Annotated in this window: 11 protein-coding genes; all 11 read right to left on the bottom strand. The window is 35.7% G+C overall.

Going from position 1 to position 16,462, the window contains the following annotated elements:
• Positions 1-34: 34 nt before the first annotated feature.
• Entirely contained in the window at positions 35-697 is a 663-nt protein-coding gene (locus ABXT67_RS07175; RefSeq protein ID WP_415376589.1) for a hypothetical protein, read from the bottom strand.
• A gap of 181 nt (positions 698-878) precedes the next feature.
• Positions 879-1,322, bottom strand: a complete 444-nt coding sequence (locus tag ABXT67_RS07170) for a cytochrome C oxidase subunit IV family protein (RefSeq protein ID WP_415376588.1) — start codon at positions 1,320-1,322, stop codon at positions 879-881.
• Positions 1,323-1,358: 36 nt separating this feature from the next.
• A complete protein-coding gene (locus tag ABXT67_RS07165; protein ID WP_415376587.1) occupies positions 1,359-2,339 on the bottom strand; it encodes a cytochrome c oxidase subunit 3 in 981 nt (326 codons plus the stop codon).
• A 48-nt stretch (positions 2,340-2,387) separates the two neighbouring features.
• Complete coding sequence (locus tag ABXT67_RS07160; protein WP_415376586.1) at positions 2,388-2,969, bottom strand: cytochrome c oxidase subunit 3; 582 nt, start codon at positions 2,967-2,969, stop codon at positions 2,388-2,390.
• 81 nt (positions 2,970-3,050) lie between these two features.
• Positions 3,051-3,944, bottom strand: coding sequence for a heme o synthase (gene cyoE / locus ABXT67_RS07155; protein ID WP_415376585.1), 894 nt, complete (start codon positions 3,942-3,944; stop codon positions 3,051-3,053).
• A gap of 513 nt (positions 3,945-4,457) precedes the next feature.
• Positions 4,458-6,590, bottom strand: a complete 2,133-nt coding sequence (locus ABXT67_RS07150) for a gliding motility protein RemB (RefSeq protein WP_415376584.1) — start codon at positions 6,588-6,590, stop codon at positions 4,458-4,460.
• 116 nt (positions 6,591-6,706) lie between these two features.
• Positions 6,707-7,507, bottom strand: a complete 801-nt coding sequence (locus tag ABXT67_RS07145; protein WP_415376583.1) for an energy transducer TonB — start codon at positions 7,505-7,507, stop codon at positions 6,707-6,709.
• Positions 7,508-7,617: 110 nt separating this feature from the next.
• Positions 7,618-8,337, bottom strand: a complete 720-nt coding sequence (locus tag ABXT67_RS07140; protein WP_415376582.1) for an energy transducer TonB — start codon at positions 8,335-8,337, stop codon at positions 7,618-7,620.
• A 64-nt stretch (positions 8,338-8,401) separates the two neighbouring features.
• Entirely contained in the window at positions 8,402-8,731 is a 330-nt protein-coding gene (locus ABXT67_RS07135; RefSeq protein WP_415376581.1) for a VanZ family protein, read from the bottom strand.
• A gap of 37 nt (positions 8,732-8,768) precedes the next feature.
• The gene (gcvH, locus tag ABXT67_RS07130) at positions 8,769-9,149 is read right to left on the bottom strand and encodes a glycine cleavage system protein GcvH (RefSeq protein ID WP_415376580.1); all 381 of its coding nucleotides are present in this window, start codon (positions 9,147-9,149) and stop codon (positions 8,769-8,771) included.
• A gap of 32 nt (positions 9,150-9,181) precedes the next feature.
• On the bottom strand, positions 9,182-16,462 hold the full coding sequence (sprA, locus tag ABXT67_RS07125; RefSeq protein WP_415376579.1) for a cell surface protein SprA: 7,281 nt from the start codon (positions 16,460-16,462) through the stop codon (positions 9,182-9,184).

Here is a 16,462-nt window from a genome sequence, read left to right as displayed (position 1 = left end):
TTATCGTTTTTTGATGCTATTCTCTTTAACAGTATTACTCCTTTGGCTTTATTTTACTGTCACGATTGTTCTTCTTGAGTGCTTTTCTATACTCTGCTAAAACAACTTTTACGTCATCACTCATCCTATTATTTATATCACCAATGTCTGCGCTGTTATATCCATAAACCAAACCGTCCTGCACGTCTTCATCGTCGTTGCGTCCACGTAAATTTTGCTCCTTATCAATTATAAAAACATAAGGACTCGCATCTCTTGAATCTAACTGGTAGCCGCTTTTAAGTGATTTAAAAACAGTTTCAATATCTTGAGAGGTTCCAAAACCAAACTTCCAACTTTCAGTGGGCGCGATTTCTGATATCTTGGATTTCAGTATTTTAGCTGAATTCTCAGTTCCTTCAGGCAATAAAATCACAAACTGAAACTCTTTAAACGCGTTGTTCTTTTTGTAAATTTTGTGAGCGAGATTGTAGGTATACGCTTTTGTCTCCAGAGGCTCCTTACCGAAGAAACCTAATACAGTAATCTTGTCTTTTAACTGAAGTTTAGCTCCGCTACTTGTTTTAAAGTTTTGGATTTCTGCTACATTATTTACTAATACCGGTAATATCCCAAAATTATTTACTCCTGTAGCAAAAAACAAGTAAATGCTTATAGGGAGCAGGAAGAGCGTTACTAATACCAGAATTTTCTTCATAATGTGTATTATTTATCAATAGATCGAAAAACCTCTTTAACCTCTATTGACCTCTTTTTAAGGTTATACAAAAATACGTTAGCATTAAAGATTGAACAAATTGCAGTTGTTAATAATGACAGAATTTTTTGCATAAAAAATCCCACACGCAGGCGGGAAATTTATTTTATGATATCGCATCTTAAAAATCAAATTTGATATAATTTTCTTTATAAACCTCGAAAATATAATCACCTTCAATTAACAAGATTAAAACCAGATAACAAATTAAGAAGATTGCAGTCCATACTACAGAACGTCTTAATCCAATTGTTTCATCTCTCATGTGCATGAAATCCCAAGTAATGTAATATGCTTTTACAACGGTCAGGAAAATGAATATTAAATTCAACGGCTTCATATAAATGAAGGGAGCCAAAAATATGTTTGATAAAACAGCAAATAAGCCCCCTTCAAAAGGAGACATAAATGGAAAAATTAAACTTTCTGGTTTTATAATACCTAATGCTACCTCAACAATTGTAATGATTGATAAGAAAACAAAAACACCCCAGATTTTTTGCTCGTTTGATTTAAATTTGAGCTTTCCTCTAAAGATTGCTAAATTATGTTCGTGATGTGCCATTTTATTAAAAAGACTAAAAAATTTATATTAATTTAATTAAACCAAGTAGAAAAAAGTAAATACAAATACCCAAACTAAATCTACAAAGTGCCAATAGAGCCCTACTTTTTCCACCATTTCATAACTCCCTCTTCGCTCGTAAGTACCTATTACCACATTAAAAAACACGATGATGTTTATAACCACACCTGAAAGTACGTGGAAACCGTGAAATCCTGTTATAAAGAAAAAGAAGTCTGCAAATAATGGATGACCATATTCATTATGTCTCAAGTTTGCACCTTCAACAACTAATTTACCGTCCTTTTCTATTTTTGCTATAGACTCTGCCCTTGTTAAAACAGTAGGATGTCCATTGTCATCTAGATACTGTGTTCGAATCAATAAATTATCATTGGCTAAAAACCCAGCTTTTACTTCTTCAAAACTATACGTTGTTGCGGTTTCTCCGCCTTCATACCATACTCCATTACTTCCTTCATGTGCTTCTATTGCTGACGGTATGTTTTCTGCAAAACTTGCTATTGCAACACGTTCTCCTTCAGTATCTAAAAACTGTAATATTTTACCACCTTTAGTTTCTACTGCGCCAAATTCTCCTTTTATAAAGGTTGCCCATTCCCAAGCTTGTGAACCAACAAAAATAGCACCACCAATAACGGTAAGAAACATATAAATGATTACTTTATTCTGTTTCATCTTATGCCCAGCATCCACGGCAAGCACCATAGTTACTGAAGAAAATATCAGAATAAAGGTCATAAATGCCACATAAAACATAGGTGCAGGTATGCCATGTAAGAATGGAAAATGTGTAAATACTTCATCGGCGATAGGCCAAGCATCTACAAATTTATATCTTGAAAAGCCATAAGCTGCCAAGAATCCTGAAAAGGTTAATGCATCTGATACTATGAAAAACCACATCATCATTTTACCATAGCTGGCTCTAAGTGGTTGGTTTCCACCGTCCCAAACATCACCGTTTTTATCTGTCGTTGAAACAGTTGCTTCCATAGAAATTAATTGGTTTTAAAATAGTTTTCAAAAATACGTTTTATTTTTTTATCTCACGAAATATATAAACAAAAACAGGTATATCCATAGGATATCTACAAAATGCCAAAAGGTAGTGGCTAGTTCTATTCCCAGTGTTTTTCCGTTGATATATTTCAATTTGTAATGATTATAGATTACCACTATTAGTGCAATAAGCCCCGCAAAAATATGCGCCAAATGCATTAACACTGTGAGGTATATAAATGATGTTGTAATGCTACTTTCGCTTCCCGTAAAAAAATATCCATTAGCAATGATTTGTGAAAAACCTAAAAACTGAAGGTACACAAAAACGATCCCCAAAATAAGGGTCGTAACCAACAGCACCATTCCTTTACTGTTTTCCTCTTTACTTAAGGAGTTTTTAGCTAAATGTAACGTGATGCTGCTTAGAACAATGACCGATAAACTAATATAAAACGCCTGCGGTATCTCAAAATCGGTCAACCAATCTGGTCGCTTTTTACTAATAATATAAGCACTTGTTAAACCTGCAAAGCTCATCCCAAGACTTATCATCCCAAACAGCAACATGTTCTTTTTTGCACGTCTTATTTTGCTTTCTTCAATATCTTGTGTGTAGTTCATTTTTATTGTTACTTCTATTCTTGATTATGGATTCGTTGAACATCACCTCCTAATGTTACCTTCAAAAGGCAGAAGAGCTTGTTATCTAATAAATTTATCTGCTACATAAATTATTTGTAACAGCGTAATATAACTAACACTCACAAGCATTAACTGCTTTGCCGCTTTATCGGTTTTTAAGTTGTATAATCTAATTCCGTAGTAAATAAACCAAATTCCTAAGCCACCAATGAGTACCGCCGAAACAGGTGTAATATATAAATCTCCTGTCACGCCAAAAGCAGGAATTAAAGAAGCCAAAATGGTCCAAATACTATACAATACAATTTGAATTGCAGTTCCTTTATTACGTTTACCATTGGGCAACATAAAGAACCCACCCTTTTTATAATCGTCAAACAAAAACCATCCTATTGCCCAAAAATGAGGAAACTGCCAGAAAAACTGAATCATAAATAAAGTGCCTGACTCAATACCAAAATCGTTTGTAGCAGCCACCCAACCCAGCATAAAAGGAATTGCACCAGGAAAAGCACCTACAAAAACAGACAAAGGTGTTTTTGTTTTTAGCGGTGTGTACAAAAACACATACATAAAAATTGAAATAGCCCCAAACATTGCAGTTTGCGGGTTTATGGTATACAGCAGTACAATTCCTAAAACAGTTAATGAAATTGCCGTAAAAAGAGCCATTGGCATACTCATTCTCCCAGAAGGCAGTGGCCTGTTTTTAGTGCGATCCATCAAGGAATCGAGATCTCGCTCCATCATTTGGTTGTAAACGTTACTGGCACCAACCATGGCATAACCTCCAACACATAACAAAAAAAGCTGCATAAAATCTACCGTCTCGACTCCCAACAAATATCCGGCAACTGAAGAGAAAACAACACTCACTGAAAGCCTGACCTTAGTGATTTCGGCAATATTCTTTATAAGAGATGCAGGTGCTATATGCGTTTGAGAAATGTCCAATAATTTATAATAAACACTTAAAAAGTGTGATTTCAGGGTGCAAAGATACGGCAGAAAGAGAGTTTATCACAACCAAAATATGATTATCTGTGCTTAATTATGGTAATTTTAGCACTTTAAAATAATAATGATAACTGCTATAGAAAATACAAAGAGCTCTTCTTTTCAGCATCGTTGTTTTATTCAATTGTTCGCTTGCCTATTTCTTAAAAGGATGCTGTTGAAAAAAGTGCTCTTTATAATTTATAATTCCCTTTAAATAATAACATCTTTGGCCGTATAAATGTTTGGATATCGCTTATCGAAAATGCAATATTAACATCTTGAGATTGAAGGATAGTAAGCACTTTTGTTTTTAACGCTAAAAACATAAATACAAGTCCTAATAATTTTTTCCTAAGAACAAAGACTTAATGGTTAATGGTTAATGACACATTAAATTTGATTAATAATAATCACAAATATGATTGTTAAAATATTGATTTTGAATTAAAAACAGGTAGTTATACCTGCTTAAAAATCATTATACCAATTAAACAAATCAGTACGAATCCCGAAGTTTACCCACGTTGTATTTTCACTAAAGAAATTATCTTGTTCTTGTTCTGGGGTAAAGTTTCTAAAAATAGCACTGGCATATATTTTTAGGTTTGTGGAAGGATTTATCACATAGCCTGCTTGTACCTCGGTGTGAAAAAAGGTGGTTGTGTTTCCTTGTCCCAACTCGTTGTTTAAATCACTCAATCTATCATTTTCTGTCCCATAAATATCGCCTCCATAAAAGCCCTCATCGGTAGTCTCGTCAAATTCCAATCCCCTCTTGGCAGTAATGACCTTTAAATTTCCAAAAATTCTTCCTCTATTATAGCGCACAATAGCAATAAATTCAGAAAAATTAGCTCCAAGTGTATGCGCTAATGGTTGGTTGTTATGCCCATAATTTAAGACAATGGTATTGTGAGAATAGGTATAAGGACGCACCCTATTATATTCTAACTGAAGGTATAGGTCCTTTACTTTAAAGGGCTCGTAATATTTGATCCCTAATTGGTAGCCCGTTTTATTTTTGTAACTCCCATTACCACTAAAGACATCGCTGGTTGAAAGTTCGTCCAATACCAGTTGCCCATAAACATTAATGTTGTCTGTAAATTTATATTTTGAGCTCAAGCCTATGATTGCATTTCCGCTTCGCGAACCTGTTGCAAATTCTATAGCACGATAAAAGATAACAGGATTAGCGTAGTTTAAGTCAAATCCACGGTCATTTCCGTTTTCCCAAATTACATTTTCAAATAAGCCTATATTCCATCTTTTTGTTACGTTATAACTCAAATAATGGTTCGCCATATATTTAGTCCTAAAGGTTCGATCTTCTGTAACTTCATTTCTAACATCCCGCATAGACATCCACGTATTGGTATATTTTAATTTCCAAAAGGTGGTATTCATTCTAATAAATGGGTATGGGCTTGCATTGTCGCTCAAAAGCAACGAGCGATAGCCGTCTCCTATAAAATTCTTTCCGTGACCTAATTGCACGTTAAACCACTTACTTGGCGAATATGAAACTTGCCCTGTGGCAACCGGGTAATCATAAGAATCTGATCTAAATGATTTTGCAATGCCGCGACCTGGTATAATGGCTGGATTACCTCCTGCTGGAGGAATAGATTCTGCATATCTATTAAAATAACCAGCAAATCGTCCTTGACTCTCATAGACAACTGCAAAAAAGCTAATGTTTTTGCCAATACCCCCTTTGCTATATACTAAGCGGGTATTGTTATACGTGTTAATATCATCTCCTGTGTCTCTCCCCACTTGTAAATCTAGACCAGGGTCTAGCGTCAACCAAAAATCACCGCCTTGAATACGCACCATATTTTCATTCCAAAACTTACGTCCAAACCACGATGCTTTATCAAACGTTAACTCCTCTTTTTTTGCTTTAAAATCGTAGTATTTATTAACTTCACTATAGATATATGGCTTTTGAGCTGTATGGTTGTTTGTTCCAACTCTATTCATAGCAGCGTCAAAACGCGCATATTCGTGGTGTGATAAGGGGATGTTAATATTACTCTCGTACAATTTTTCAGAATATGGATATTTTTTAATACTATCGTATTCCTTGATTATATCTGCTCTAGAATCTATTAGTATTGGTTCCCCAGAGATTGGTTCTTCGATGGTTGTGATTGCTCCGTTTCCACCTGTAATATATACAAGCTCGTTAGGCTTAATTAATGGAATATCCAACGGGAGTGTAAACTGAACTATAGCCGGATTTCCATTGTAAGTAGCTGGCTTGATAGCCTCGAACGATTGGAAAACTCTCTTTGCTTCTTCTTTTAATTCATCATAAATAGCATCTACGTAAATAACTTTAAACGCACCTTCCTTAGTTACTTCAAATAGAACATTGATACTCCCTTGATACTTCTTAGCAATTACGATATCTGGCACTTTAAATACTTCAAATATTTTGGTTTTTAATTGATTATAGAAACACGTTTCTAATGCATCCAACTCAACAACTTCACAAGATGGAAAGACAGGAAACTTTTCATATGAGGTTATTGGGTTTTGAGCAACCATAAAAAAAACATTGCTCAAGAATAAGGCAAGCGTGAGAACTCTCATTGTAACTATTTTGGAGCGGAAAGATACAGATTTTAGATACAGGTTACAATGCAAAAAATTAGTGATGCTCTTTTTTAAAAGAACATCACTAATAAAAATAATAGTAGCTCGCCTTATTACTCTACTTTAAAACTAATAGGGACAAGATAGGAGACGGGGACGTTTATATCGCCCATTCTTCCTGGCGTCATTTTAGGCAGTTTACGAACTACTCTAATTCCTTCTTCCTCCATATCTTTTTGTTGAGCTCTAGCAATTACCTCGGTAATATTTCCTTGCGCATCTATTTTGAACTTGACATAAATCTTATGTGTATCATTCTTTTTTAAATTATTGAATTCATCGCTACGGAATCTTTTATTGATAAAAACACCGATTTTTGAGGACATGCATTGTCTCTTTTCTTCGTTACTCTTGAGACGCTCGCAACCTGGAAATATAGGAACGAACTCCACTTGATTTACATTCCGCTCTATTGTAGCATCTGGTACCGTTTTTGTTACTGTGGGTGTATCTACAAACGAAACATCAATTATAGGCATCGTTACTGCTATTGGAGCATCGTCTAAATCAGGAGTATCATCCTTTACAATACTTACAATATCGGCAAGTATCCTTTGCTTGGGGCGCGTTTGGGCTTTTTTTGCCTTGGCAATGGGTTGTTTTTGTTTTTCAACCTCCACACGATATTCAATAGTGGGTGGCTCATACATTTCCATTCCAGAAAACTTTTCAGGTTTGACCTTGCCATAGCCAACTTTTACTTCCATTATGAAAATGGCTGCAATAAGACTCAAAATAAGTCCAATTTGAAAAAAGAGCGTTCCGGTACCTTTATGGTTGACTTGCTTTTTTAATTCTCCCTTACGAAGCATTTTTGGTTGATTGCCTGCTACTTTATTAACTGATGGTTTCATAATATAAGTATTAAAGGATTAATAATACCGTATGAACATCAAGGGTTATGCCATAAAAAAACCCATCTGCCTGAGGCGGATGGGTTTTACAGTTTTGTTTATTTTATTGCTTAATTCTCAATCTGGAATCTAATAGGCAGTGAATACAATACACCCACCGATTGACCGCGTTGTTTACCTGGAGTCATTTTAGGTAGCGCTTGAATGGTTTCAACCGCTTCTTTCTTCAATCTTGGGTGCGGAGCACGCGCTTGAACATTTACTATGTTTCCGTTCTTATCAATCTTAAACTGAACGTAAATTTGCTGCACACCTTCTAAACCTAGGTCACTCGCCAATTCGGTATTAAATTTTTTCTGAACAAATTTTTGAATTTTTTCAGACATGCACTTCTTCTTTGCATTATTATTACCTGCACTTTCACATCCTGGATAGATTGGCACATTTTCAATAACTGCGAAAGGTACATCGTCGATTACTTCTTCTACTGCCTCTTCAATGTCTTCAACCTCTACGATTTCTTCTTCTTGATTGGTTTCAGTAGATTCGATAACTGTTTCTTCAATTTCTTCTTCATCTTCTATTACCTCAATAACTTCAGGAGCTGGTGGTGGTGGTGGTGGTGGTGGTGGTGGTGTTAATTGTTGTGTAATTGGAATATCCTCTTCGAGCTCATCGCCTACATTAAGGGTATCTGTTGCTAAATCTCTATCATAAGACTTCCATTCTACAGCTTGCCAAGATAAAAATAGCATTAGCGCCAGTCCTGCTAAGAAATAGACAGGGCTCCATTGTTTGAGATCTGCCTTGGGATTTTTTTTAAGTTCCATAATTACAATTTTATATTACTGCTAAAATATAGAATTTATGCTTTATTTTAAAACAATAATGATGTTAAGTTTTTAAATAAGATTTTAACAACTTGTAGAATACAATAATACCAATGAATAACCCAACGGTATTGGCAAAAACATCTAAGACATCTGCACTTCGTGTATTTGTAAGTTCACTTTGCAAAACTTCAATAATAATGCCATACAAAAATATTAAGATTCCAATTATTAAAACTGTTTTGCTCGAAAACTTAGTTTTAAAATAGGAAAAAGCAGACAGTAACCAAACTATTGACAATAGCATAGTAAAGGCAACGTGAAATACTTTGTCTGTATTTTTAAATCGGTCTGTTGGTAGATCTTGAGTTGGAATGAGTAAAAGTATTGTCAAAGCAATTGTATAAAGAACGGCTATTAACAAAAGACTTTTAGGCGCCCACAAGTTCTTTATAAGCTGCTTCATCCAATAAACTGTCAACCTCTTCAGGATTGCTAAATTTAATTTTGATCATCCAACCTTCTCCATAAGGATCGCTATTTACCTTTTCTGGCTCAGACTCAAGAGAGCTATTAAACTCAATTATTTCGCCTGAGAGCGGCAAGAACAGGTCAGAAACGGTTTTTACCGCTTCTACACTTCCAAAAACCTCTTCAATTTCGAGGGTTTCATCCACTGTTTCTACTTCTACATAAACAATATCACCTAATTCGCCTTGTGCAAAATCTGTAACACCAACGGTAGCGATATCGCCTTCAATTCTAACCCATTCGTGGTCTTTTGTGTACTTTAAATCTGATGGAATATTCATTGTTATAGTTAAATAAATTATATGTGTATTAATTAATTTCCAAAGTTATACCTTAACGTTATCCCACTTCTAATGGTCGTTTGTGGGAATGCTGTTGAAATAGCATATTCAGAGAATGTATGGTCATAATAGAAGGCCGCTGTAAGATTCTTACTAAGTGCATAATCCATTAAGAACTGAAAGCCATAAATAGTTTGACCTGCCGTAGTCTGATTATTTTCAACATCTAAAAATCTAATAATAGTGCGGTTATCTCTTCTAGAAACATCTAGTTTGAAATTAAGGTCACTCTTTAAAATAGATTTCTTACCACCAAAATTAGTGCCAATTCTTAAATCTTTAAGCCTATACCCCAACCCTACAATAATCTCATCACCTTTAATTTCAGTTAATAAATTATTCGCGAAGCTTAGGCCTAATGCTCTATCTGTTCTATATTCAGCACTTAGTTTTACAGATCCTTTTGTTTCCATATCTATTTTAACGAGCGGCGAGAACTGCTCTGTCAAATTAATATTTGTTAAAAACTGTTCACTCTTGAAGTTTCCTGATTGATCAGTTTCTAGAGGAGCATTGCGATTAAAATCTAAATTTGTTTGAAACTGATTCACTGTATAACTTGAACGGTATCCATGTTGTATTGAAAATCTTTTAAAACTCTTTTTAAACCATTTCAATTTCATTAATCCAGTATACTTAATGTCCCAGTTAGGCAATGGAATGTCTCTCAAAATACCTTTTTTCTCTTTGTTGACATCACTCCCTTTGTATGCCGCTATAAATGATGGTAACAACACATCTTGACTTGTAGGTCCAAATCCAACAGGGAATCCTGTTTCAGGATCTGTTTCAAATGTATAATTTGGGTCACGGGCAGCCAATTCGCGTGCTAAATTTGTTGCTACTACTAATCGATTTGATCTAAAGTCATCAAATGCTTGTGATGCCTGATCAGTCGTTTTTTGAAATGTTGTACCCAGTAATATGGTAGTAATACTAAAGTTTCCTGATGTTGTAGGCGTAAGCGAATTGTACAAACCATCTTGGATGATATAATTTTCAGTATAATTTTCAGCATAAATTCTACTCGCGTTTAAATCTATTTTTAAATCTGGGAGTAACTCAACATTAACCTGCACATCTAATTGTTGCGTCTCATTCTCTGTATACTGCTCGTTGTATTCTGGATATAATGTTAGCCATCCTTTTCTAGCCGCTTCCTCTCTAATTTCACGCTGGCTTCCAAAAGTAAATCCTGCAGTAGGCTTCAAAGTTCCTGCAAAACCAATAGAGGGTGTATATCCCGGCAAAAATATACCGTTCGTTTCTTGATAGTTAAATTGTATTTTTCGGATCGACGTAAGTAGTCCAATCCCCGTATTTAGAGCTTTGTCACCAGTACTCAAACCTGTGCCACCAGCTCCTGATGTATTCCTACCACCAGCAATTGCTCCAGTTGAATCTTCACCCTTTGAATTTAAGAATGAACCACCTTCTTTAGCACCTTCGCCCTTAGCATCAGTGTCTCCTCCTCTTGCTCCCTTTTTATTTTTAACATCGTTTGACCCACCTCTTGACCCACCTCTTCGCGAAGCTTTTTTCTTAGTCAATCCTATGTACTTATAGAACTGGTTCATATCAAACGTAGAATTAATACGGTGTGTACTTGAATTCTGCACAGAATTCCCTAAATCAAATGTTTGTATCGTACCATCACGCAATTCAATATCAATATTATTGAATAAATCACTACCGTCTTGCCACTGGAAATCACCGGTATAAGAATAAGTTGCACGTATCCATTTTAAGAATGGAAATTTAGCTGTTGGCAAATCATAATTAAGTTGTAATGATTGAAAATGTCTGTTTGCCTCTCCTGAATTAAAAAAGCCATCCCAAACTCCAATTGTATTATCAACAACCCCGTCATCGTCTAGGTAATTGGTAACAATTCTATTATTTGAAGAAGTAAAGTTGAACCTTAATGATTTTGTAAGGTTATAGTTAATTGCATAATCCCAATCAAACAAGAAATTGCGTTGATATAAAGTAGGAATACCTATGTTTCCAGCCAATAGATTTAACTCTCTAAATTTCTGCTCGTTATATTGTCTTGTAATATTTGTATTCACAGCAATACTCGTTGGCAGGTAATTTAAATTTAAATCTTTTAAAAATTTCCAGTATTTATTCTTAAATATAGAATCGTTCTTTTTAAAAGGTTCTAATGTTGCCGGCGCAAAGCTATAAGCATAGGTACCCCCTACTCTCACGTTTTGATCTAAAGATTCTTCTATTTCAAAATCGTTGTGATCTATTTGATTATAGGATCCCGACAAGGTCACATTTTCCACATCATAAATCTGTGGTTTTGCGTCCCCAACACGATCTTTACGAACTCCAATTAAATTGATGCTTTGACGTTTTGTATAGTCTATAGATTGTTCTCTAATGCGATCTCTTTCTTCAGACGTGGCGGCGTTATCCAATCGTGTTTCTAGCTCTACATCTTGAAATTCTGGATCAAATTGCGGGGTAATTAATCGTTCGCCAATCCCATAATTAAAAGGCAATTGAACTCCCCAACTTTTAGGTAACATTTGCCCTAAATTAAAATTAGTAACAATGTCGTATTCTTGAACATCTTCACGACTTCTTTCATTAGGACCTTGTTCAATAGCCCCAAAACCTATGGTACTTCTTCTACCTGTTGCACTCACATTTGCAAAATCTGCAAAATTAGCGTCCAACGATGCTACGGCTGCCCAACCACCTTCATTCTTTAATTCAGATAAGCGTAGTTCATTAAACCAAACTTCCCCACAAATATCTGTATTCGTGTTATTTCTAACTCCAATCATAGCAATACGAACATCACCAAAACTAGGATTTCCTTTGATCCCATATTTATAACCTTCCTTAGCGCCATCTAGAGCTCCATCGTTTGCATATATCACGCCCGCAGCGTCTGCGTCTGCCAGTCCTTCACCACTACCACGTTGTAATGATTTTAATTGCTGAAGTAAATCTAAGGACAACTCAAATCTATTTTCAACTGGCCAAATTTGATCAGGGCTTGTTGAATTAAAAGGTGTAACCGTAAGAGGTATTTGTATTTCGTAGTAACTCTCAGTTAAATCATTCCCCAAGCGAATAAACGCGGACATATCGCCATCTGATAACTGTAATTCATTTTCGAGCGCCTCAGCATGAAGGAACATTTCAAGGTTCTTATACTGGCGCATGTCTATATTAAAGTTTTTATACACCCCTCTCCCATCGTTAGGCTCTAAACCACAAACACGCAGTGCAAGCGACTGCTCATCTTGCCGTATGATATTGTTATTATTGTTAAGCTGCTCTTGCACCACACCTGGGGGAAGTACATAAGGTATCGGTTGTCTAGTGGCGTTATCAATAATATTAACAGCCTCTACTTCAAAATTAGTGTCATCAAGTTCAGGATCTTCTAGATCCACATTATCAAGTGTTTGTAAGTAACGACGGTAATCTCCCCGTACCAACTCTAATGTACCTAAACGAAGCGTAGTGGGCTGGTTAAATCCAGACATGTACATACGCATAAAACGGACGGACCTAAAATCTGAAATACCATTTACAGCTTCATCAAAATCACTCACAGGGACCTTAAATTGTACCCATCGCACTGGTATTGTACTGTTATCTGGTGTGGTAACTTGCTGTTCTCTTACATCTGTAATAAAATTATCAGGACCAGGTAATAACATATCTCGCCGTATCGGGATATTATATTCATAATAACTATCTACGGTATTCATAGAGTTATCTCGGTTAATATCCTCTACATCTGGCACTGTTGTGGAACCACGATCATCATTTGTAACATCTACAGGAGAATTCCCTTCTGTACCATTATACAACTTATATCGGTTTCTGATATCACCCGTTCCTTGTAAAAAAAATTGATAGTTATCATTTGCTGGATCAGGAAGTCCTGCAAAATTAGGGAACAGGGCTCCTTCTTCTAGGTTGTTTAAACCGTCATACCCAATATCTTGATTGGTTCGTTCTTGACCTTCTGTATCAAAGGTATAAATCAAAGATTGATTGGTTGGCACTCTACCCCATGCCGTTGGCGTGGTTCCATCTGTACCACCCTCATTTGGCAATCCGTTTTCATATTGTTTGCGACCATCTTTAAGAATATCTTCAGAAATATTACCTAAGTTAAAACTTAAAACCCCTCCGTTATTGCCATCAGATTCAGGATAGATAAATGGATCCATTATCCAAAATTGAATGTACTCCACATTGCTTCTTTCAAAGTCTGTAGTCGTTAATTGTCGAGAAATACCACCGAAACTTTGTTCAGGATTTGGTAATTCATTCCCTCCATTTGCTGATGGATTAAAGTTATATTCACCACGCTCTGCTGGATAAAAAGAAAGATCTAAAGAAAATATCGCTTGTGTTTGTCCTTGGATAATGTCTTGTTCTGGGAAAATTTCATCTAAAAAAATACGACGTGTAAATGGATTGGATAAATCTTGCTCCGTAATACCATCTGGCCGCTGGCCACTATAGAAAATAGGATCAATGGTATACCAGTTTAAACGCGCACGACGGTAGTTGGATTCTAGTTGACTATTTCCAATTTCACCACCAAAACCAATAGGCGCTGCGGCTAAATTCCAAGAAATTGGAGAACTAATATCAAATTCCGTTTGAGATTGCTCAAAATCATCTACATAGACTGTTGTTCTTCCGCCAAAATCTGAAATCTCAGGGGCACTTGGCAATAAATATGCAAATTCTCCACGTACTGAAAGTGTTGACTCCACATCGGTATCAATGTTTGGTAGTTTATTTACCAATCTAGTAAAGAAGGGTACCTCTGTTGAAAAATTGGCATTCACACCAAAAATCTGATTGTTAATTGGTTCAACCCCGTAAGTAGATTTTTGAGTTAGTGGACGTTCATTAAGTTTTAAATAGGTTGCACCAATGATAAAATTTTCATCAAATCTATGCTCTACATTCAGTCCGGTAAAACGCTTTGTTTGCTGTCCAAATAAGGTGTTATTTTCAACTGAAATATTAATTGGAGTATTAGAGGCAAGCAGTGCAGGATCTAAAATCTGAACACGCCCTAACTGATAATTAACCGTATAATCAACACCTTCAGACAATGTTCTACCTCCAGCAGTGACTACTACAGATCCTTGAGGAATATTAAATGCTCCAATGGGTATACCATCCCCTCCAGCAGCTTTATAACTACCGTTTAACTGAAATTTATTCTTATCACTTTGTTCTTGTTCAGCCTGAATTTTTGTACCACTATAAAGTCTATCAAATACATATTTTGCTTGGTTGGCATTATAGGTTGACTCCGCACCATAGATTCCTCCTGCTGTATTATCTAATTCATTAAAGAGATATTCTCCAAATGGTTCTACACTTGTAAATATGATTCGCCCATTTTGTTGATCTACGGTAATACCTGGTAAAAAATCGAAAAAACCGTCTCCTCCTTGTTGTGGATCTCCATTGTAATTTAGCCTATCTAGATTAAATACTTTTAGTAAAATTGTATTCTCAATATCTTCAGGTAATGCCAAAGGAGGATTAGTCATTGTGCCTTCACTTGGTAAAATATAGTTTAAAGGAGAAGGATCACGATACAAAATATTCATTCTAAAGTCTTGTTGTTCTAATTGGAAAGCACCTAAACTATAGATGTTTTTCATCATCAGATCCCAAACAGGTTCAGTAACGTTTGTGATATTACTCTTTAAAAGTTTTACTACCAGATTTTGTGGAATTCCCTCGATGGGAGTATCACTTGGATTACCAGGTGTGCCAACTGGGATTTCACCACCAGCAGCATCTACACCATCTGTAGAAAACTCTCCTACTTGAAAAACACGACCATTTACCGTAAACTGAAAGGCAACACCTAACACTTCATCATTATTTAATCGTTGATTTAATGAAATATATCCTAACTGAGAATTAAGTGCATATTCATTTGGCTGAAGTCTTCTTGCATTCTCTAGCGCAACATAGTCTGTACCATCCTGCACCCGAACACCTCCAAACCCTGTTTGCACTGTGGCAATATCTCTAATTTGTGCATTCAAAATACTCTGTACACCCCCTTCATCAATCCCAAATGGATTAAAGTCATTGTTTGAGTTATCTGGGAAAGAGTTTCGTGTTTTATTGATGAATCCTCCAGGAGGTGGATTTAAACCTATATTTGTTGGATCAGATTCTCCAATATCCTGTATCGCAACAATGTTACGAACATCTTGTGTTTGATTACCTCTATTTGTAATCCAGGCTTCCATGCGAGTAATCTGCACATTGGAATTTATAAAAGGATATTGACCTAAAACTCTGTTATAGTTGTCTCTAAAATAGTGAGATAAGAAATAATGCCTGTTTTCATCATAATCTAGAGCAAAAATTTCAAAGTCAGTAACAGTAGCTCCACCTTCTGCGGTGACACTTCTAGTTTCTGATTGTTGTTCAGAAAACACTCCTGTTATAGTTGTTTTACCGAATTGAAGTTCCGTCTTTACCCCAAAAAGGCTTTGAGCTCCAGGAATAAGTGCACTATTCAATGGCAGACTCACATTACCCACTTCAATCTTGCGAATGATATCATCCTCAGTAGGCGTATACTCTAACTTAATCTGATTCTGAAAATCAAAAGTAGATTGCGTGTCATAATTGGCATTAACTTGCAAGCGCTCTCCTACATTACCCAATAAACTTAAACTAATACGTTGATCAAAATCAAATGAAAAATTACTTCGGTTTCTTGGAGAGAATGCTGGATTATCTTGTTTTGTAAATAATAACCCTAAATCTATTTCTACAGTACCTTGAGGAATAACTTCAATAGTATTACCGCCAAAAACCGATTCAAAGAAACTTGAATTTACATAAAACTTAGGTAGTAGATTTTTTTGTGCTTCTTCGCTACCTTCCTTACGACCATCTGCAGCATCAATTTTTTCTTTAAAGTAGTCGCGCATTTGTTCTCTTAAAACTAAATCACGATACTCTTCTGGAGTCAGTATTACAGGAACTCCAATATTAAAATCACCTAACATTTTACTATAGATGTAGCGATCTGTAATTGGATCATAGGTATATAAATCTTCTATACTAGAAGATTGTGGCAACTCCATGCGACCCATAGAAGAACCTGTTGCTGTCGAATCCTGTGCGAATACAGATGTAATTCCACCACAAATTAAACTTAAAACCAATAAATGCCTAAATAAGCTTTGCTTACCAACGTAAATCTTTTCGCTCAA

The sequence above is a fragment of the Patiriisocius sp. Uisw_017 genome, from assembly GCF_047731265.1.
In the GTDB taxonomy this organism is placed as follows: Bacteria; Bacteroidota; Bacteroidia; order Flavobacteriales; family Flavobacteriaceae; genus Patiriisocius.
The sequence above is the reverse complement of the archived record's forward strand: the minus strand, read 5'-3'. Positions and strand labels throughout refer to the sequence as shown.